Here is a 19,061-nt window from a genome sequence, read left to right on the forward strand (position 1 = left end):
AACAGCACCGCCGCGCAGGGGAGTGTCGGCCGCGTCCGCCAGAATGAGCGGCATGGGTGTGCCGGACGCCAGGTTCCTGCGGATGGTCGACGGGCTCGCTGACGTCGAGCGCGCACAGGCGCGCGACTACACGTCGTTCAGCGTGCACGGCAAGCGGTTCGGCTACTACTGGCCGCGGACGAGCACGGTGGGGCTCAAGCAGACGCTCGCCGAGCAGATCGCGCTGGTCTCCGAGCGGCCGGAGGTCTTCGAGGTCCAGTTCACCGCGGGAGGATTCGGCTGGGTCGTGGTGTACCTGGCGAAGATCGACGCCGACGAGCTCACCGAACTGCTCTACGAGGCGTGGCGCCTGTCGGCCCCCGAACCGCTCGTCGAGGAACACCCGTACCCGGCTTAGCGACTCCGGCGCGGAACCGGGATCACGGCTCCTGCGCACGGGAATCCAGCGGCGCCCGGCTCAACACCAGCTTGGTCGTCCTGGCCGCGTAGGCGGTCGGGGCGTCGTCCCAGTCGGCGGTGAGCGTGGTGACCCGTTCGGCCGGGAACCCGGTGCGCCGCAGGAAGTCCAGCAGGTCGGGCAGCACGGCGCGGGCGTGCGAAACCCCCAGGTGCAGCGTCACGTCGTCGGCGTACATGCGCATCAACGGCACCCGGGTACCGGTAGACAGGTAGTAGCCGACCGCGTGGCACACACCGCCGGGTGCCACGGCGCGCACGGCCCTGCGCACGCCGCCGGCGCGCGAGGTCGCCTCGACCACGACGTCGTAGCCTCCGGCCGCGGTGCGCAGCGGTCGGGCCCGGGCGCCGAAGGACTCGGCGATCAACCTGCGTTCCGGGTCGTCGTCGAGGTAGTCGACGACTCCGGCGCCGTGGGCGACCGCGAGTCCCGCGGCGTAGAGCCCGATGCTCTTGGCGCCGCCGCCGAGCACGAGCACCGATGCGCCTTCGCGCTCGGAGAGCGCGGGAACGACGCAGCGCCAGGCGTCGGCGAGGTTGTCGCTCGCCGCGGCGACCCGCGCCGCGGGGACTCCGGCCGGTACCGGCACGAGCATGTGCTCGGCGTTCGGGACGCGGAACTCGTCGGCGGCCATGCCTGCCCACGGTCCGCTGGCCGGGCCGAACCCGTAGGCGGCCAGCGGACCGGAGCCGGAGGTCTCCGCGCACTTCGACGTCAGGCCGCGACGGCATCGCGGGCAGGACCCGCAGGACACCGCCCACGGCACCACGACCCGTTGGCCCACACGCAGGTTCGCCACCTCGGAGCCGAGCGCGGTGATCTCCGCGACGCACTCGTGGCCGATCGCGAACGGACCGCGGAACGGGACGCTGCCGCAGATGGCACCCACCACCGGGTCGATCAGGCCGAGTGCCATCCCGGCCTGCATCGCCCGCGATACCGGGCGGTGGATCGGGACGGTGTCGCCGTCGCAGCGGCCCACGACGAAGGGCCGCACCAGCGCGTCCGCGGGGTCCCGCAGCGCAGGGGCCGCGCGTTCGTGCCAGCTCAGCTTGCCGGCGCGCTCGAAGCGGAGCTCGCGGACGCGCTCAGGCATCGTCGGCCTGCGGCAGGTCGCGGACGAAGACCGGCTTGAGGTGGCGTTGCGGCAAGGCCTCCGGCAGCCGCTCCCAGTCCAGCACGTCGGACACGACCCGGCCGGGGTCGACGCGTCCGGAAGCGGCGAGCTCGAGGGCGTCGGGGATGTGGACGCGGACGTTGTCGCGGGCGATGCGCATCGTGACGCCGGTGAGGTACATGTCGAACAGCGGCAGTTCGCCGGGGCGGAAGTGGTTGCCCGCGCTCTCGCAGAACCCCTCCGGCGACAGCGACCTCAGGGCGAGCGCGAGCTGGTCCACCCTGCCGGTGGCCTCCACCGCCAGGTCGAAACCGTGGCGGACCGGCTCGATCTCCTCGGCGGTGCGCGCCCCGTACTGCTCGGCGAGAGCCCGGTGAGCGGGGTCCGGATCGACGTAGAGCACGTCGCCCGCGCCCAGCGCCCGCGCGATGTCGCAGACGTAGAGGCCGATGCTGCCGCGGGCGACGACCAGCACCCGCGCGCCTTGGCGCGCCCGCAGGTGCGGGGCGACCAGCCGCCACGCCAGCGACCAGTTGTCGCTGGCCGAGGCCATCGCGACCGGGTCGGGGCCGGTGGGCAGCGGCACCAGCATCGCCTCCGCCCACGGCACCCGCACCAGGTCGGAGAACAGCCCGCCCCAGCTCCCGCCGATCGGCGCGCCGAACATCGCCATGTGCGGCACCGAGGCGCAATGTGCCGAGAGGCCGCCGCGGCAGGGCTCGCACTGCCCGCAGCAGATGGTCCACGGCACCACGACCAGGTCGCCAGGTGCGACCCCGCGGACGGAGTCGCCCACCTCCACGACGCGGGCGACGCACTCGTGCCCGATGGCGAACGGCGGGGCGATGGGGCCGTGGCCTGCCAGGATCGCGGAGTCGACGTCGCATGGCGTGGCCGCGACCGGTGCCACGACCGCGTCGTCGCCGGACTCGATCACCGGGTCGGCGACCTCCCGCCACTCCGCGCTGTGCCTGGCGACGTAGGTGAGCTCACGCACCGGACTTCGCCTCCCCGGCCAGGGCGACCAGGTCGGCGTAGCGGATGACCGACCCGCCCGCGCCCCAAGTGCCCTCGGCCTGCTCGTGGACGAGCACCCACACCCGCGGTGCGGCGTCCTGGCCGAGTCCGGCTGCCCGCAGCGCTGCCGCGGTCACGTCGCCGACCAGTCCGGCCTTCCGGCGCTCCGACAGGGCTCCCTGCGGCACGGTGACGTCCACGCGGAACCGGGGCGCGTCGTCGGCGGCGGTGACCTGCGCTCCCGCGGGCAGCTCGTGCAGGTAGCTCCACGCCTGGGCGCGGAAGAACTCGGTGTCCGGCGCGCCCTCCCAGTGCAGCAGCACGGCCGCGAGCTCCCGCTGGACGCTTTCGCGTCCGGCGGGAGTGAGGGCGCCGGAGGGAACGGTCAACTCGATCATCGGCATGGCGGGACTCCCGGGTCCGGTCGGGCGGCTATAACGACTGTTATAGCAAGCGGCACGGTAGTCTATGACGATCGTTATAGGCAAGGAGGTCGCCACATGTCCGCGTCGAGTCAGCAGCCGCGCCTGCAACTGGTCGCCGGAGCCGCCGACATGATCCGCAGGCGCGGGCTCAACGCCACCAGCATCCGCGAGGTGGCCAAGCACGCGCAGGCGCCGCTGGGATCGACCTACCACTACTTCCCCGGCGGGAAGCGGCAACTGGCGGGCGAGGCGGTCCGGTTCGCGGGGGAGACCGTTTCGGAGTTGCTGCGCAAGAACCTCGACGCCGGACCGGTCGAAGGTCTGCGGGCGTTGCTGGACCTCTGGCGCGAGATCCTGACCGGCACCGATTTCCAGGCGGGCTGCCCGGTGCTGGCGGTGTCGGTCGAGGAGCAGGACGACGAGGGCGCGGAGGTGCGCGCGGCGGCGGCCGAGGTCTTCGGCGGCTGGGAGTCGTTGCTGGCCGACTCGCTGCGGCAGCACGGATGCGACGCGGAGCGCGCCCCGCAGCTCGCGACCCTCGTCGTCTCCGCGTTCGAGGGCGCTGTCGTCATGTGCCGTGCGCAGCGCAGCACGCGAGCGCTCGACCACGTCGGCGAACGGCTCGAAGCGCTGATCGCGGCCGAGGTCTGAAAGATCACCGGCCTCGCCGGCCGGTCTGTCCCGTTGCGCCGGCGACCCAGCGCTTGCGTTCGGACGTGAACCGCCCCGGGTTGGGTCAGCGTTGTGCGGCGGCAGGCGTGACCGGTGCCAGCCACATCCCCGTGATCGCGTCGACGAGCCCGGTCGCTGCTTCCCGCCAGCTGCCCCGGGGCGTCGCGGTGCCCTCGTCGAGCGCGCGCTCGCGTTCGGCGAACATGTGCACCATCAGCTGGCGCGCCATGTGGTAGCGCTCCTCCCGGACGTCCGCGGGCAGTTCGGGCAGGCATCCGTTGAGCCCGGCCAGCACCTGGTGCAGCGACGGGGCGCTGAGCGCCTCCTCGACCATGATCGGCCGGAACCCGGGATCGGTCATGGCCTGGGCGCCGAACCGGGCGAACCACGTCGGGGTGCCCAGCGCGTCGAGGTGCTCGGCGATCGGGTGGACCAGGCAGGCCACCCAGTCCCGCACGTCGGTGGAGTCGCCGGTGGCCTCGACCATCCGCAGCCGCAGGTCCTCGACGGCGACGGTGTGCTTGCGCACGATCGCGCGGACCAGGTCGGCCTTCGTGCCGAAGTGGTAGCCCACGGCGGCGTTGTTGCCCTGCCCGGCGGCCTCGCTGACCTGGCGGTTGGACACCGCGAAGAGGCCGTGTTCGGCGAACAGCCGCTCCGCCGTGGTCAGGATCAGCTCTCGGGTCGCGCCGACCCGCTCTGCCCGCGTCGTCCTGCCGCTCATCGCCACACCACCTCCGCGTTCACCGCGATGCCCGGGACCCGTCCGCCGGACGCGGACGTCAACGCAGGATAACCGCTTAAGGCAGGCGACTGACTCACCGCCGGCCGGTGACCGATCGGCCGGTGCCGGTGTGCGGGAGCCGGTCGCACACTGGAGTCGTGTTGCGGGCTCTGCTGGTCGTGGGGTTGGTGGTCGCCGTGGTCCTGGGTCTGGCCTGGGCGTACCAGCGGCGCCTGATCTACTTCCCCGTCGGGCGCCCGCCGCCGGCGGCCTCGGTGATCGAGGGCGCGCGGGAGGTCGTGCTGAGCACCGGCGACGGATTGCGGCTCGGTGCCTGGTACGTCCCGGGCAGGGGAGGCGCCGGCGAGACGGCCGTGCTGGTCGCCAACGGCAACGCGGGGGAGCGGTCCCTGCGGGCACCACTGGCGGACGCACTCGCCCGGCGCGGACTGGCCGTGCTGCTCTTCGACTACCGCGGCTACGGCGGCAACCCCGGCACACCGAGCGAGCAGGGGCTCGCGCTGGACGTCCGCGCCGCGCACCGGTACCTCGTCGAGGAGGCCGGTTTCGGGCCGGACCGGCTGGTCTACTACGGCGAGAGCCTCGGGGCGGCGGTCGTCACCGAGCTCGCCGCGCACAGCCCGCCGCGCGGCCTGGTGCTGCGCTCGCCGTTCACCGACCTCGCCGCCGTCGGCCGGTACCACTACCCGTACCTGCCGGTGCGGATGCTCCTGCGGGACCGCTACCCGCTGACCACGCACCTGGCGAAGGTCCGCAGACCGGTCATCGTCGTCTACGGGACCGCGGACTCGGTCGTGCCAGCCGCGCAGAGCAGAGCCGTCGCGGAGTCCGTGCCCGGAGCGACCGCGGTGGCGATCCCCGGCGCGGACCACAACGACCTGGCACTGCTGGACGGTCCGGAGATCGTCGAGGCCGTCGTCAAGCTCGCGGGTTCGTGACCGCGAAGGTGCGGTCGCGTCGCCGCTCGCCGGGCGCGGGGAGCCGGCCGGCGAGCACGGGAACACGCGTGCCGGCAGAGGCCGTGTTGACGGGATTGCTACGCCGCGGGCGGCGAGTTCGACGCCCTGCGGACGCCGTCGAGCACAAGTCCGCCGCACCGGGGAGGTCCCGGTGCGGCGGACTCGGGTGCGGTGCCGCTCGCCTCAGTTGTCGGAGCCGGCGAGGTCGACCGGTGGGGCGTCGGGCACCAGCGACGGCTTGGTCTCACCGCGGAAGGTGAAGTGGGCCTTGTCGTCGGAGCCCTCGCCGTCCCAGCCCTCGACGTCGACGATGACGATCTGGCCGGGCTCGATCTCGCCGAACAGGATCTGCTCCGAGAGCCTGTCCTCGATCTCGCGCTGGATGGTCCGGCGCAGCGGCCGGGCCCCCAGCACCGGGTCGAACCCGCGCTTGGCCAGCAGCTTCTTGGCCAGCGTGGTCAGCTCCAGCGACATGTCCTTGCCCTTGAGGGCCTTTTCGACCCTCGCACCGAGCAGGTCGACCATCTGGATGATCTCGGCCTCGGTGAGCTGGTGGAACACGATCACGTCGTCGATGCGGTTGAGGAACTCCGGCCGGAAGTGCTTCTTCATCTCCTCGTTGACCTTGCTCTTCATCCGCTCGTAGTTGGACTCGGAGTCGGTCCCGGCCGAGAAGCCCAGCCCCACGGCCTTGGAGATGTCCTGGGTACCCAGGTTCGAGGTGAAGATCAGCACCGTGTTCTTGAAGTCCACCGTGCGTCCCTGACCATCGGTCAGACGCCCGTCCTCCAACACCTGCAACAGCGTGTTGTAGATCTCCTGGTGGGCCTTCTCGATCTCGTCGAACAGCACCACCGAGAACGGCTTGCGACGCACCTTCTCGGTGAGCTGGCCGCCCTCCTCGTAGCCGACGTAGCCGGGCGGGGCACCGAACAGCCGCGAGGCGGTGTAGCGGTCGTGGAACTCGCCCATGTCGATCTGCACCAGCGCGTCGTCGTCGCCGAACAGGAACTCCGCCAGCGCCTTGGACAGCTCGGTCTTACCGACACCGGACGGGCCGGCGAAGATGAACGACCCCGACGGGCGCTTGGGGTCCTTCAACCCCGCACGGGTACGCCGGATCGCCTGCGAGACCGCCTTGACCGCGTCGTCCTGGCCGATGATCCGCTTGTGCAGCTCGTCCTCCATGCGGAGCAGACGCGTGGTCTCCTCCTCGGTGAGCTTGAACACCGGAATCCCCGTCCAGTTCGCCAGCACCTCGGCGATCTGCTCGTCATCCACCTCGGACACCACGTCCAGCTCCTCGCCGGCCGTGGCGCGGTGGATGCGCATCCGGGCGCCGGCCTCGTCGATCAGGTCGATCGCCTTGTCCGGCAGGAAGCGGTCGTTGATGTAGCGGTCGGCCAGCGTCGCGGCCGAGACCAGCGCCTGGTCGGTGAAGGTCACGCGGTGGTGCGCCTCGTAGCGGTCGCGCAGGCCCTTCAGGATCTCGACGGTGTCCTCGGCGGACGGTTCGCCGACCTGGATCGGCTGGAAGCGGCGCTCCAGCGCCGGGTCCTTCTCGACGTACTTGCGGTACTCCTCCAGCGTGGTCGCACCGATCGTCTGGAGCTCGCCGCGGGCCAGCATCGGCTTGAGGATGCTCGCCGCGTCGATGGCGCCCTCGGCGGCACCCGCACCCACCAGGGTGTGGATCTCGTCGATGAACAGGATGATGTCGCCGCGGGTCTTGATCTCCTTGAGCACCTTCTTCAGGCGCTCCTCGAAGTCACCGCGGTAGCGCGAACCCGCGACCAGCGAACCCAGGTCGAGGGTGTAGAGCTGCTTGTCCTTCAGCGTCTCGGGCACCTCGCCCTTGACGACCTTCTGCGCCAGGCCCTCGACCACGGCGGTCTTGCCGACGCCCGCCTCGCCGATGAGCACCGGGTTGTTCTTGGTGCGCCGCGAGAGGACCTGCATGATCCGCTCGATCTCCTTCTCACGGCCGATCATCGGGTCGAGCTTGGACTCGCGGGCGCTCTGGGTGAGGTTGGTCCCGAACTGGTCAGCGTCGTGGCGGTCGCCGCCTGGGGGCGGGCGCCCGCCTCCGCGGGCTCCGGGCCCTCGCCCGAGTCCGAGATCAGCCGGTTGACCTCCCGGCGCACGCGGTCGAGGTCCGCGTCGAGCTTGACCAGCACCTGCGCGGCCACGCCCTCGGCCTCGCGGATCAGGCCGAGCAGGATGTGCTCGGTCCCGATGTAGTTGTGCCCGAGCTGCAGCGCCTCGCGCAGCGACAGCTCCAGCACCTTCTTGCCCCGCGGGGTGAACGGGATGTTCCCGCTGGGCGAATCCTGGTCGCCGCGGCCGATGATCTCCTCGACCTGCCTGCGGACGCCTTCCGGCGACACGCCCAGCGACTCCAGCGCCTTGGCGGCGACACCCTCACCCTCGTGGACCAGGCCCAGGAGGATGTGCTCGGTGCCGATGTAGTTGTGGTTCAGCGTCCGGGCCTCTTCCTGGGCCAGGACGACCACCCGCCTCGCGCGCTCGGTGAACCTTTCAAACATTCGCACTCCTTGACCGCCGTGCGGTCAACTTCGGCTCGTCGCTGCTGTCAGTCCTTCCCTCAACAGGTCGGTGCGGCCGCACATTCCAGCGGCGGCCCTGGTTATGGCGTGTTCGTCATCGGCGAACGGCCGAGCGCCACTGCGACCCGACTGGTATACGCGCGCCACACCAGCACCCCGGGTGAGGTGACCGAGGGCACGTGGAAGCTCCGGCCCGCCGAAACGGTCGGAGGCGAGCCGGAGCACTCCGGTGGAGCCCTTGTCAGTCGGCCTGTTGGCCCGGGTGCGGTGGGGACCTCGGGGTCTCAGGCCCCCGCGGCGGCGCGGTGCCGGCCTTCGGCGAACTCCTCGACGATCTTGGAGCAGAACGCGTGCAGGTCATCGGGGTTGCGGCTGGTGACAAGGCCCTGGTCGGTGACGACCTGCTCGTCCACGACCTCGGCGCCGGCGTTGCGCAGGTCCGTGCGGATGCTCGGGAACGACGTGACCCTGCGCCCCCGCACCACATCGGCCTCGACCAGCGTCCAGGGGCCGTGGCAGATCGCGCCGACCGGCTTGCCCTGCTGGACGAACGAGCGCACGAAACCCACGGCGTCCGCGTCGATCCGCAGCCGGTCGGGGTTGATCGTGCCGCCGGGCAGGACCAACCCGTCGAAGTCGTCGGGTGAGACGTCGGACACCTTCGCGTCGACGGTGAACCGGTCGCCCTTGTCGATGTCGCCGTTCATCGCCTGGATCTCGCCGTCGTGCACCGACACCAGGCTCACCTGGCCACCGGCCTGTTCGACGGCCTGCCGGGGCTGTTCGTACTCGACCTGCTCGACGCCGTCCGTGGCCAGCACCGCGATCCTGCGGCCGTTCAGATCCGCGGCCACGACCATCACCTCCTCGGTACGGGTGGCAAATCCTCGACGCGCGTTGGCCTACCCAGCGGCGCGAGGGAGAAAACTGCACACCTCGCGCGGCGGCGCCGGTTCTTCCTTCACGGCGCGGAACCGCGGAGCGTGGTCGTACGCCCGCCGTCAGGGCGTGGCCAACGCCTTGTCGACGGCGGCTTCGACGTGCAGCCGCGTGGTCGGGAAGACGGGGACGGGACTGTCCTCCTGGCTGATCAGCAGCTCGATCTCGGTGCAGCCCAGCACCACGCCTTGCGCGCCCGCGGCGACGAGACGGTCGATCACCCGGCGGTAGGCCGCGCGGGAGGTCTCGGAGACGATGCCCCGGCACAGCTCGTCATAGATCACCGAATGCACCAGGGCCCGATCCTCGCGTTCGGGGACCAGCACGGTGAGCCGGTGGCCGGAAAGCCGGTCGCGGTAGAAGTCCTGCTCCATGGTGAACGCCGTGCCCAGCAACCCGACCACTTGCAACCCGGCTGCCGTCACGGCGGTCGCGGTGGTGTCGGCCAGGTGCAGCAGGGGGATCTCGATCGCGGCCTCGATCTGGTCGGCGACCTTGTGCATCGTGTTGGTGCACAACACCAGAAGGTCCGCGCCGGCCGTCTCGATCTGCTTGGCCGCGCGGACCAGCAGCGCGCCCGCCTCGTCCCACCGGCCGCCGGCCTGCAGCGCCTCGATCTCGGCGAAGTCGACCGAGAGCAGCAGGCAGCGAACCGAGTGCAGTCCGCCGAGGCGTTCCGCCACCAGCTCGTTGGCCAGCCGGTAGTAGTGCGCGCTGGACTCCCAGCTCATCCCGCCCAGCATCCCGATCGTGCGCACGGATCCCATGATCGCACGGTGGTGGTCACCGCGGCGGGTGATCCCAGCCCGGCGGCCCGGAGCTGATCACGTCTTCGCCCGGTTCGGCCGCGGACCGCCGGAGCAGGTGTCCGATTTTTTCGGTTCCACCTCTTGTGCAACCCGCCGGTAACCCCGATGGTATCCAGCGGCGCGCTTCTGACCAGGGAAAACGGGGATGGTCAGTGCGGCGCTGTCTCGTGGGCCTTACTGGCCCCGCGGGAGACCGGGAGCGGGTGGCCGTCGGGGGGCTACCCGCCCCACCCGGCTGAAGGGGCATGCGTGAACGGCATCCGGCGCACCGCACCACCGCTCGCCCACGGCGTCCGGATCTCCAGGCGCGGCAGGCCCGGCGTCGGTCGGACGCTGTGGAGAGCGCTGCGGCTGGAACTGCGCGCTATGACCTTTGGCGGCCGTGTCCGGGTCTGACCCGTCGGCGCAGCCGTCTCGCGTCCGACGGAGGTGTGCGGTCGGCGACACACGGGGTGCTCCCGCCGCATCCCACCTCGTGACGGAACGAGGTGGTGGTGATGGCTCACCGGGGCCGCGACGACGGCACGGCCGGGGTTGCGCGGCGGCTTCCACTCGACCGGCTGAAGTCGGGCCTGCGCGATCTGCTTCCGCGTTGGCCGAGCGGGTCCTGGTCGGCAAGGCGGAGGACATGGCGGACCGGCTGGCCGAGTCCGCCGAGAACGGTGGTGCCGGGCTGCTCGCCGCCATCACCGGGGGCAGGAAGCTGGCCGAGGGCGCCTCGCCGTTCCGCGCGGCGCTGAGCGCCGCGTTCACCTGGCTCGCGGCGAAGCTCCGGAGCCTGTTCGGCGCACGGGTGGTCAACATCGTCGAACACTTCGACGTCGGCCTGCCCGTGCGGACCGCCTACGACCAGTGGACCCGCTCGAGGAGTTCCCGGGCTTCACCAGGAAGGTCACCGGTGTGCGGCAGCTCAGCGACACCACGGTGGCCTGGAGCGCGAAGATCTTCCTCTCGCGCCGGAGCTGGGAGGCGACCATCGTCGAGCAGGTTCCCGACGACCACATCACGTGGAAGATCGCACGGGCGGGAACCCGCGTCGACGGCACCGTGACCTTCCAGGAGCAGGCGCCGGGGATGACCCGCGTCCAGCTCGTGCTGGCCTACCGCCCGCGCGGGTTCCTCGAGCGGACCGCCAACCTCTGGCGTGCGCAGGGCAGACGGGTGCGTTCGGACTTCAGGCACGTCAAGCGGCACATGATGACCCGCACGATCCTCCGGCCCGACAGGTCGGGGGGTGGCGCGGCGAGATCCGCGACCGCGAGGTCGTCCGGACCCGCGAGGAGGCGATCCGCGAGGAGGCGATCCGCGAGGAGACGGAGCCCGGGACTCGCCCGCGCTCACCAGGCCAGGTTCCCGACGGGCCGGTAGCGGGCCGTGTCCTGCCATCGCGGCCGGCGGCTGCCGAGCGGGTCCGACGGGGCACCGACCCGCCGGCTGCGGTTTCGGGGGCGCACCCGCCGGGTAGTGGGTGAGGACGGTTTCGCGAACGGGCAGGTCAGAGGGGGACGACCGTGCGGGACCTGCTGGCTTGTGCGTTGACCGAGGCTGCGACCCCGGGCGACCTGGTCGCGGCCCGGACGCAGATGGGTTTCTCACTCGGCTGGCACATCGTCATCGCCTGCTTCGGCGTGGGCATGCCCGGTCTGACGCTGTTCGCGCAGTGGCGCGGGCAGCGCACCGGCGACCCGGCGTACGAGTCCCTGGCCCGCACGTGGGCCCGTGCCATGGGCGTGCTGTTCGCGGTCGGCGCGGTCTCGGGCACGATCCTGAGCTTCGAGATGGGCCTGCTGTGGCCCGGCCTGATGGGCGAGTTCGGCGACGTCATCGGGCTGCCGTTCACCCTGGAGGGGTTCGCCTTCTTCATCGAGGCGATCTTCCTGGGCATCTACCTCTACGCGTGGGACCGGCTGCCGCCGCGCGTGCACCTGCTGACCGGCGTTCCGGTGGTGCTGGCCGGGGTCGCCTCCGCCTTCTTCGTGGTCACCGCCAACGCCTGGATGAACCAGCCGCGCGGGTTCGACCTCGTCGACGGCGAGGTGGTCGGCGTGCGCCCGTGGGAGGCGATGTTCAACCCGGCGACCCCGCCGCAGACCGTGCACATGATCGTGGCGGCGTTCATGGTCGCCGGTTTCGGCATGGCCTCGGTCTACGCCGTCGCGCTCGCGCGCGGCAGGCGGGACCGCCACCACCGGCTGGGCTTCCTGGTGCCGTTCACCTTCGCCGCCGTGCTCGCGCCCGTGCAGGTGGCGGTGGGGGACTGGGCCGCGCACTTCCTGGGGCAGTACCAGCCGCTCAAGCTCGCCGCGATCGAAGGCCTCGCCCGGACCGCACCGGGCGCACCGCTCTCGCTCGGCGGCATCTACACCGGCGGCGAGCTGCGCTACGCCCTGGAGATCCCCAACGCGCTCTCGCTGCTCGCGCACTGGGATCCCGACGCGATCGTCCTCGGTCTCGACCAGGCGCCACCGCGGTTCCAGCCACCGGTCAACGTGGTGCACCTCAGCTTCCAGGTGATGGTGGGCATCGGCTTCGCCCTGGTGCTGCTGGGCATCTGGCTCGGGGTGAGCTGGTGGCGCAGGCGGGACCTGCCGCGCTCGCGCTGGTTCCTGCTCGCGTCGGCGGCGGCCGGACCGGCGGCGGTGGTGGCTATGGAGGCCGGCTGGGTGGTCACCGAGGTCGGGCGGCAGCCCTGGATCGTCTACGACGTGCTGCTCACCCGCGACGCGGTCAACCCCCAGCCGGGGCTGTGGGCCGGGCTGCTCACGGTGCTCGTGGTCTACGCGGTGCTGACGGCCGCCACCGTCCACGTCCTGCGCAGGCTCGCCCGGCTGGGTCCGGTGCCGGTCCGCGGGCTCGCCCCGCAGGAGCACGCCCCGCGACCGCCCCGCACCGGCGGCGGGGCCGACGCGGGCGGTGCGGGCTCGTGACGGCCGCGGACGCGGTTCTCGCGGTGCTCTGGATCGGGCTCACGCTCTACGTGCTGTTCGGGGGTGCCGACTTCGGCGGCGGGTTGTGGGACCTGCTGGCGGGCGGCGCCGAACGCGGCAGGCCGCAGCGCGAGCTGATCGAGCACTCCATCGGCCCGGTCTGGGAAGCCAACCACGTGTGGCTGATCTTCGTGATCACCCTGTTCTGGACGGTCTTCCCCGCCGCGTTCGCGCCGTTCGCGGCCACCCTCTACATCCCGCTCACCCTCGCCGCTCTCGGCATCATCGCGCGGGGCGCGGCGTTCGCCTTCCGCAAGGTCAGCGACGAGTTCCGGCAGCGGCGCCTGTTCGGTGCGGCGTTCGCGTTCTCGTCGGTGGTCACGCCGTTCTTCCTCGGCACGCTGCTCGGCGCGGTCGCCTCCGGCCGGGTCCCGCCGGACCTCGCCTCGGGTGATGTCCTGACGAGCTGGTGGAACCCGACGTCGGTCACCGCGGGGGTGCTCGCCGTGGTCACCACCGCCTACCTCGCCGCGGTCTTCCTCACCGCCGACGCCCGGCGGGAACGCGAACCGGAACTCGCGTCGGCGTTCCGGCTCCGCGCCCTGGTCAGCGGTGTGGTCCTCGGCATGCTCACGCTGGCCGCGCTCCCGGTCGTGCGCGTCGACGCCCCGCACCTGTTCGCCGGGCTGACCGGCAAGGCCCTGCCCCTGGTCGTCACCAGCGTGGTGGCGGGCCTGCTGTCGCTCGCGCTGCTGCTGGCCCGCCGCTACCTGCTGGTCCGGATCACCGCCGCGGTGGCGGTCACCGCCGTGCTGTGGGCGTGGGGTGTCGCCCAGTACCCGGTGATGCTGCCCGGTGTCACCGTCGCCGACGCCGCGGCGGCACCCAGCGTCCTGGTGCCGGTGCTGTGGGTGCTGGCCGTGGGTTCGGTGCTGCTCGTGCCGTCGCTGCTCTACCTGTACGCGATTTTCCAGCGGGACCCGGCCCGCGCGCCGGGGGCGTCCGCCGGCCACGGCTGAGCGGAACGCCGCAGGGCCGAAAGGCCCTGGCGATCACGCCCGCCGTCGCCGACCGTGGAAGTCGCGCCGACCGGTGCGGGACAGCACCTCTGGGGGGACGAAGGGACGGGCGATGGCGGAGAACATTGCTCAGTGGCCCGCGGACCAGGCTTCCCGCCGCAGCGGCTTCGGTTTCACCGTGGAGCGCACCGAGCAGGGGTGGCGGTTGACCTACCTCGTCGACGGCCGCCCTTACGCGCGGGTGGGCTACGACACCCGCGAGCAGCTCCGCGACGAGCTCAACGCGCTGTTCCTCGGCACCCACGACCACGTGCTCGGTCTGGACTGAACGCCCCGACCGCACTCCGGCCACAGTGGACATTCCCGTTGCGCTGAGCGGGCGCACCGGCGCGTCCCTTCCAGGTGGTCTTGATCCGCGCTGCTCAACCCGGCCCTGCGCCGCTGTCGAAGAAGAGGTCGCAAGCAACCTTCCCGAAGGGAGTTCCCATTGCGACCGGTTCGGTTCTTCGCGGCGTGGCTGCTGGCCGCGCTCGTCCTTTCCGGCAGCGGTCCAGCGCTCGCGGCCCAGGCCGCGCCGGGCACGTCCGGCCGGCCGCCGGCCGTGGCCGAGCTGCGGGCCCCGCAGCAGCACGTCTGCGGCGACAGCATCTTCGGCCCGGTGGAGCTGTCGTCGAGGCCGCCGTTCGACCGGCTGTTCACCGGCTACGAACGGCCCACGGACGAGGTCGCCTGCCGGGAGTTCCTCGAGACCTGGGGCTACGTCGACGAGCAGGGCCGCAAGCGGTGGACCTACCCGGACAACAACGGTTTCGAAGGTGAGCCGAGGCGGATCGCGATCGAGCCCGGCATGCTGCTCGACCGCTTCGGCAACTCCACCGGCGGCTTCCTCGCCCCGGCGGGCGCCCTCTACCGGGAGCGCTCGCTGCCGCCGACCAACCTCAACACCCCGAGCGGCGGGCCGCAGCACAACTACCACGTGTACGAGGTGCTCCAGCCCTTCGACGTCGACGCCGGGCCCGCGGCGGCCTGGTTCGGCCAGCCCGGCGGCGGGTTGCAGTACTGGCTGAACCCGGAGTACAAGCCGACCGAGGACCTGGCGCCGTACAACGTCGACTACCTGCTGGCCAACCGGTTCGTGCGGGAGGTACAACCGAAGTGACCGGAGCGGAGCCCGGGAGGTGCTGGCGGTGAACCGCAGTGAGCTCGTGGCGCGGCTGCGCCGGCTCGGCCTGGACGGCGCCGAGTACGTGGTCCCCGGTTACCACGACCTTCCGGGCTCCCCCGAGGAGTACTACTACCTGCGTCCCGGAGGCGGAGGGTGGGAGGTCGGGGTCCACGAGCGCGGCCGGGACCGCCCGAGCGCCACGTTCGCCACCGAGGACGAGGCGTGCGGGTACCTCCACGGCCTGCTCGCGGACCGGGCCGGCAGGGCGGAGCAGACGCACCCGATGTCGGCCGACGAACTCCGGGTCAGGTCGGAAGAAGCACAGCGCACCGCGTGGCGGCAGTACCGCCAGTCCTGAGCGCATGTGCCGGCCACCCTGATACGCGCCCTCGCGGTCGTGTGCCGGAATCCCGCCGCACCCACGATTTCCACGCGCCGTGTCGGTGATCTAGGACACTTCGGCGTAACACGGCGCTCGGCCGGTCATCCCACTCCCGCGAGCTGCCGGCGTCGGCGCGAGCACCGGCAGCTCGCCCGGCCTCCCTGAGATTCCGGGACGGCGCGGTGGACGTTCGGTTGTGCGCTCGGCTTTCGGGCGGGCGGGAAGGGAGCGGCGGGTGCGGGACGCGCAGTTGCGGAGGGCCGTGATGTGGCGGCTGGAGCGGTGGCGCGCCCGGGTCGAGCGGACCGGGCCCGCCAGGCTGGCGATCGGCGTCGTGCGCACCAGCGCGCGGCACCGGATCACCGGCCTGGCGGGGGAGGCCGCCTTCTTCGCCGTGCTCTCCCTTCCGCCGCTGCTGCTCGGCCTCGTCGGCACGATCGGCTACCTCGGCGATGTCATCGGCCGCGACACCGTCGCCCGCGTCCACGGCGCGATCCTGGTGGCCTCGGCGGCGGTGCTCTCGCCGCAGGGTGTCGCCGAGATCGTCGAACCGACCCTGGACCAGGTGCTCACCACCGGTCAGGCGGGTATCAGCGTGGTCGGGTTCGCCGTGGCGGTGTGGTCGGGTTCGCGTGCGCTGGACGTCTACATCGACACCATCTCCGTCCTCTACGGACTCTCCGGCTATCGCGGTCTCGTCCGGCAGCGCCTGATGTCGGTCCTGCTCTACACCGTCGGCCTGCTGGTCGGTATCGCGCTGCTGCCGCTGATGGTCGTGGGACCGAACGTGCTGATGCACCTGCTGCCCGGGATGGACGCGCTGGTCCACGGCGTGTACTGGCCCACCGTCCTGGTGCTCTCGGCCGCGTTCCTGAGCACGCTGTACTACATGTCGGTCCCGGTCCACACGCCCTGGCGGGAGAACCTGCCCGGCGCCGCGGCCGCCCTGCTCGTCTGGATCGCTGGAAGCGCCGGGCTGCGCGCGTACCTGGCGGTGACGATCCAGAGCAGCCCGTTCCACGGCGCGCTGTCGGCGCCGATCGCGGTGCTGCTGTGGCTGTACGTCACCGCGCTGGCCATCCTCATCGGCGCCGCGCTCAACGCCGAGCTCGACCGCCTCAACCCGGACCGCACCACGGCGCGCACCCGCGCCGAAGCCGAAGGGCGCGGCGACGGCGGGCAACCGGCGGCGGCCGGGCCGGGCTGACCGGCTACGGCTCGATCAGCCCGGTGCGGATGGCGTAGCGGTGAGTTCGAGCCGGTCACTGCTGGCCCGCGAAGCGGGCGGGCCGCAGGGGCGGGAGGTCGGTGCGGCCCAGGAGGCGGTCGGGGCGGAAGTCGGCCAGGGCCTCCGCCGGCTGCCCAGTCGTCAGCTCCTGGGCTGCCAGCCTGCCCAGCAGCGGGCCGAGGGTGATGCCGCTGTGGGTGGCCATGGCGTAGATCCGGTCGCTGCCGCCGAGGAATCCGGCCGCCGTCAGGCCGTCGGCGGGCATCGCCCGCTGCCCGACGCGCAGGGACTCCAGGCGTGCGCCGGCCGTGCCGTCGAGCAGGCCGGTCAGCCGGGCGCACAGCTCCCGCGCGTGTTCGCCGTCGACCGGTGGCGGTGCCGCCGGGTCGGCGTCGGCGTCGAGGTCGAGCCCCTGGACGACGAGCCTGCCGCCGCCGTCCGGGCGGACGTTGAGCGCCGGGGTGGTCAGCACCCGGTGCAACCGCGCCGGCAGCGGGTTGGTGTAGCCGAGGAGACCCACCGTCGCCGAGCCCGCGACGTCGGGTGAGGCCATCGCCACCCGGTGTCCGGCCGCGGCGGTCACCGCCTCGGTCCAGCGCCCGGTCGCGATCACCACCGCGTCGAACACGGCCGGGTCGTCCCCGGACAGCGAGACGCGAACGCCGCCGTCCACTTCGGACAGACCTGTCACCTCCGCCGGGCAGCGCAGCCGCGCGCCGCGGTCGCGCGCTTCGCCCCACAGCCTGGCCAGCAGCAGCGCCGGCACGACGTGGCCCTCGGTCGGGTAGAAGGCGATTTCGGTGCCGGGCACCCGCAGGTCCGGGACGAGATCCCGGGCGCGACGGGAGCCGATCCATTCGACGGGGTAGCCGCGGTCGGTCAGCTCGGCGACGGAGGCGGCGAGCCGCTCGGCGCCGTCCTCCTCCGCCCACTCGAGGTTGCCGGTGCGTGCCAGCCACGGCCTGCACGGTCCGGGGGCCGCGGCCAGCGCGTCGTGCTCGGCCATCCCAGCCACGTTGAGGTCGTGGTAGGAGCGGGGGTTCTTGTTGTGCGAGTTGGTCCACGCGAACGAGGTGCCGGAGGTCCCGGCGAGCGGGGCGCTGCGTTCGAGGACGGTCACCTCCGCACCCGCGAGGGCCAGCGAGCGCGCGGCGCTCGCACCGAGCACGCCCAGTCCGATCACGGCGGTCTTCATGCTTTCCTCACCATTTCACCGTAGACGTTCTCGGTGCGTCCGCCCGGCGTGGCGAACGCGACCGCCAGCAGGACCACGGCCGAGGCCGCGATCCCGTACACCGCGTAGGGAACCGTCGTGTCCAGCACCTGCGCGACCGCGCAGCCCGTGAGGCCGGCGAGCATGCCCGTGATCGCCGCCGCCGGGGTGAGCCTGCGGCGCCGGTGCAGCAGGTAGCCGAGGAAGATCGGCGCGGCCAGCGCGGCGGCGGAGTAGGCGTAGGTGGCCACCAGCCAGGTCAGCGCCTTCGGGAACAGGATCGCCAGCACGGCCGCCAGCATCGACACGGCCACCGTGATCGCCCGCGACAGCCGCACCGCCTGGCGCTCGTCCTGCGCCCTGCCCGCGATGTTCTGGTAGACGTCGCGGGTCAGGTTGGCGACCACGGATTGCAGCGCGGCGCCGGTGGTGGAGACGATCGTGGAGACCAGGAAGGCGCCGAAGACCACCAGCAGCCAGCTCGGAAGCCGCGTGAGCAGCCAGCCCGCGGCGTCCTCCTCGTTGGCCAGGCCCGGGTTCATCGAGTGCACCGCGAGGCCGATGCACCCGGCGTAGACGCCGCCGATCAGCATGGTCAGCCCGGACAGGCCGAGCCCGCGCCGGGCGTCGGAGACCTTCTTGGTGGCGAAGACGCGCTGGTAGTAGAGCTGGTTGGTCAGCGTGCCCGGCAGGATCGCGGCGACCCACAGCCAGATCTGGTCCCAGCCCACCGCGGTCAGCCCCTCCCAGCCCCACAGGCGCTGCGGCACCGTCGCGGTGATGTGGCCCCAGCCTCCCGCCAGGCTGACCGCGTAGGTCGCCACGCCCAGCGACATGGCGATCATGAAGACCCCGAACACGAAGTCGGTCCAGGCCACAGAGGTCAGACCGCCCGGCAGCACGAACAGCAGCGAGGCGACCATGATCACGGCGATGAGCACAGTCGCCGGCAGTCCGGTCAGCTGGCCGAAGAGCTGCGCGAACGCCACGAACTGCGTCGCCAGCCAGCCGAAGGGCACCACCAGCGCGGCCAGCGCGGCGATCGCGGTGACGAGCTTGTGCTCGCCGAACAGCCGGGTGACGATGTCGGGAACGGTGGTGAACCGCTGCTCGCGCAGCCACTTCGCGATCAGCATCAGCACCAGGAAGCCGACCAGCACGCAGCCCTCGTAGATGAACACCGACCAGCCCGACCGGTATCCGATGCCGACGTGGGCGATGAGCACGCCGCCGCCGGTGGCGGTGGCGAACTGCGTGATGACCACGACGACCAGCGGCAGCGACTCGCCTGCCGACAGCCAGTCCTCGGAGCTCTTCGCCCGTCGTCCGAAGTAGACCGACATCGCCACGCCGAAGCCGATCACCAGCAGGCTGGCGATGATGATTCCGGCTATCTGACCGGTGGAACCAGTGGGCATGG

The 19,061-nt window shown here is 72.0% G+C and carries 18 protein-coding genes and 1 pseudogene; 10 read left to right on the top strand and 9 right to left on the bottom strand.

The features are described from left to right. Window positions 1-52 precede the first annotated feature (52 nt). Window positions 53-397: an MmcQ/YjbR family DNA-binding protein gene (locus SACE_RS14275; protein WP_009949372.1), complete on the top strand. Its 345-nt coding sequence runs from the start codon at window positions 53-55 to the stop codon at window positions 395-397. A 22-nt stretch (window positions 398-419) separates the two neighbouring features. Here SACE_RS14275 and SACE_RS14280 read toward each other — a convergent pair whose 3' ends face one another. From SACE_RS14280 to SACE_RS14290, 3 genes are read right to left on the bottom strand one after another with little or no spacing between them, the layout of a single operon-like run. Then, complete coding sequence (locus SACE_RS14280; RefSeq protein WP_009949371.1) at window positions 420-1,553, bottom strand: zinc-dependent alcohol dehydrogenase; 1,134 nt, start codon at window positions 1,551-1,553, stop codon at window positions 420-422. Further along, window positions 1,546-2,571: a zinc-dependent alcohol dehydrogenase gene (locus SACE_RS14285; RefSeq protein WP_009949370.1), complete on the bottom strand. Its 1,026-nt coding sequence runs from the start codon at window positions 2,569-2,571 to the stop codon at window positions 1,546-1,548. Before SACE_RS14285 ends, SACE_RS14280 begins: the two co-directional genes overlap by 8 nt. Next, a complete protein-coding gene (locus SACE_RS14290) occupies window positions 2,564-2,995 on the bottom strand; it encodes a tautomerase family protein (protein WP_009949368.1) in 432 nt (143 codons plus the stop codon). The genes SACE_RS14285 and SACE_RS14290 overlap by 8 nt, the downstream gene beginning before the upstream one ends. 96 nt (window positions 2,996-3,091) lie before the next feature. Between SACE_RS14290 and SACE_RS14295 the strand changes: the two genes are divergently transcribed. Further along, window positions 3,092-3,667: a TetR/AcrR family transcriptional regulator gene (locus SACE_RS14295; RefSeq protein ID WP_009949367.1), complete on the top strand. Its 576-nt coding sequence runs from the start codon at window positions 3,092-3,094 to the stop codon at window positions 3,665-3,667. Between the two features lie 85 nt (window positions 3,668-3,752). On the opposite strand, the gene SACE_RS14300 is transcribed toward SACE_RS14295, so the two are convergent. After that, window positions 3,753-4,412, bottom strand: coding sequence for a TetR/AcrR family transcriptional regulator (locus SACE_RS14300; RefSeq protein ID WP_009949366.1), 660 nt, complete (start codon window positions 4,410-4,412; stop codon window positions 3,753-3,755). A gap of 158 nt (window positions 4,413-4,570) precedes the next feature. On the opposite strand from SACE_RS14300, the gene SACE_RS14305 reads away from it, so the two are divergent. Then, window positions 4,571-5,371, top strand: coding sequence for an alpha/beta hydrolase (locus tag SACE_RS14305; RefSeq protein ID WP_009949365.1), 801 nt, complete (start codon window positions 4,571-4,573; stop codon window positions 5,369-5,371). Window positions 5,372-5,575: 204 nt separating this feature from the next. Here the strand turns inward: SACE_RS14305 and SACE_RS14310 are convergent. From SACE_RS14310 to SACE_RS14325, 3 genes and pseudogenes are all read right to left on the bottom strand, one after another. Further along, window positions 5,576-7,938, bottom strand: a pseudogene (locus SACE_RS14310) (ATP-dependent Clp protease ATP-binding subunit). Window positions 7,939-8,243: 305 nt separating this feature from the next. Continuing rightward, the gene (locus SACE_RS14320) at window positions 8,244-8,813 is read right to left on the bottom strand and encodes a type 1 glutamine amidotransferase domain-containing protein (RefSeq protein ID WP_011873893.1); all 570 of its coding nucleotides are present in this window, start codon (window positions 8,811-8,813) and stop codon (window positions 8,244-8,246) included. Between the two features lie 147 nt (window positions 8,814-8,960). Beyond that, on the bottom strand, window positions 8,961-9,656 hold the full coding sequence (locus SACE_RS14325) for an aspartate/glutamate racemase family protein (RefSeq protein ID WP_009949659.1): 696 nt from the start codon (window positions 9,654-9,656) through the stop codon (window positions 8,961-8,963). Between the two features lie 903 nt (window positions 9,657-10,559). Here SACE_RS14325 and SACE_RS39220 point away from each other — a divergent pair. The 7 genes from SACE_RS39220 (at window position 10,560) to SACE_RS14360 (ending at window position 16,407) form a co-directional block, all read left to right on the top strand. Further along, on the top strand, window positions 10,560-11,075 hold the full coding sequence (locus SACE_RS39220) for an SRPBCC family protein (protein ID WP_009949658.1): 516 nt from the start codon (window positions 10,560-10,562) through the stop codon (window positions 11,073-11,075). A 167-nt stretch (window positions 11,076-11,242) separates the two neighbouring features. Further along, a complete protein-coding gene (locus tag SACE_RS14335) occupies window positions 11,243-12,634 on the top strand; it encodes a cytochrome ubiquinol oxidase subunit I (RefSeq protein WP_021341978.1) in 1,392 nt (463 codons plus the stop codon). Next, entirely contained in the window at window positions 12,631-13,653 is a 1,023-nt protein-coding gene (locus tag SACE_RS14340; RefSeq protein WP_009949655.1) for a cytochrome d ubiquinol oxidase subunit II, read from the top strand. Before SACE_RS14335 ends, SACE_RS14340 begins: the two co-directional genes overlap by 4 nt. 112 nt (window positions 13,654-13,765) lie before the next feature. Continuing rightward, on the top strand, window positions 13,766-13,981 hold the full coding sequence (locus tag SACE_RS14345) for a hypothetical protein (protein ID WP_009949653.1): 216 nt from the start codon (window positions 13,766-13,768) through the stop codon (window positions 13,979-13,981). 159 nt (window positions 13,982-14,140) lie between these two features. Then, entirely contained in the window at window positions 14,141-14,812 is a 672-nt protein-coding gene (locus SACE_RS14350) for a TNT domain-containing protein (RefSeq protein WP_009949652.1), read from the top strand. A gap of 28 nt (window positions 14,813-14,840) precedes the next feature. Continuing rightward, entirely contained in the window at window positions 14,841-15,176 is a 336-nt protein-coding gene (locus tag SACE_RS14355; protein ID WP_231850005.1) for a hypothetical protein, read from the top strand. Window positions 15,177-15,435: 259 nt separating this feature from the next. Continuing rightward, window positions 15,436-16,407 carry a YihY/virulence factor BrkB family protein gene (locus SACE_RS14360; RefSeq protein WP_011873896.1) on the top strand — a complete coding sequence of 324 codons (972 nt, stop codon included), beginning with the start codon at window positions 15,436-15,438 and terminating at the stop codon, window positions 16,405-16,407. 55 nt (window positions 16,408-16,462) lie between these two features. On the opposite strand, the gene SACE_RS14365 is transcribed toward SACE_RS14360, so the two are convergent. Further along, window positions 16,463-17,623 carry an NAD(P)/FAD-dependent oxidoreductase gene (locus SACE_RS14365; RefSeq protein WP_009949649.1) on the bottom strand — a complete coding sequence of 387 codons (1,161 nt, stop codon included), beginning with the start codon at window positions 17,621-17,623 and terminating at the stop codon, window positions 16,463-16,465. Continuing rightward, on the bottom strand, window positions 17,620-19,059 hold the full coding sequence (locus tag SACE_RS14370; RefSeq protein WP_009949648.1) for a sodium:solute symporter family protein: 1,440 nt from the start codon (window positions 19,057-19,059) through the stop codon (window positions 17,620-17,622). Before SACE_RS14370 ends, SACE_RS14365 begins: the two co-directional genes overlap by 4 nt. Between the last annotated feature and the right edge of the window lie 2 nt (window positions 19,060-19,061).

Origin of the sequence: Saccharopolyspora erythraea NRRL 2338 (genome assembly GCF_000062885.1) — a bacterium.
GTDB classification, from domain to species: domain Bacteria; phylum Actinomycetota; class Actinomycetes; order Mycobacteriales; family Pseudonocardiaceae; genus Saccharopolyspora_D; species Saccharopolyspora_D erythraea.

Bases quoted from the DNA above. Each gene is read 5' to 3' on its own strand.
- SACE_RS14275 (WP_009949372.1), top strand. From the start codon at position 53: ATGGGTGTGCCGGACGCCAGGTTCCTGCGGATGGTCGACGGGCTCGCT.
- SACE_RS14280 (WP_009949371.1), bottom strand. From the start codon at position 1,553: ATGCCTGAGCGCGTCCGCGAGCTCCGCTTCGAGCGCGCCGGCAAGCTG.
- SACE_RS14290 (WP_009949368.1), bottom strand. From the start codon at position 2,995: ATGCCGATGATCGAGTTGACCGTTCCCTCCGGCGCCCTCACTCCCGCC.
- SACE_RS14295 (WP_009949367.1), top strand. From the start codon at position 3,092: ATGTCCGCGTCGAGTCAGCAGCCGCGCCTGCAACTGGTCGCCGGAGCC.
- SACE_RS14300 (WP_009949366.1), bottom strand. From the start codon at position 4,412: ATGAGCGGCAGGACGACGCGGGCAGAGCGGGTCGGCGCGACCCGAGAG.
- SACE_RS14345 (WP_009949653.1), top strand. From the start codon at position 13,766: ATGGCGGAGAACATTGCTCAGTGGCCCGCGGACCAGGCTTCCCGCCGC.
- SACE_RS14365 (WP_009949649.1), bottom strand. From the start codon at position 17,623: ATGAAGACCGCCGTGATCGGACTGGGCGTGCTCGGTGCGAGCGCCGCG.
- SACE_RS14370 (WP_009949648.1), bottom strand. From the start codon at position 19,059: ATGCCCACTGGTTCCACCGGTCAGATAGCCGGAATCATCATCGCCAGC.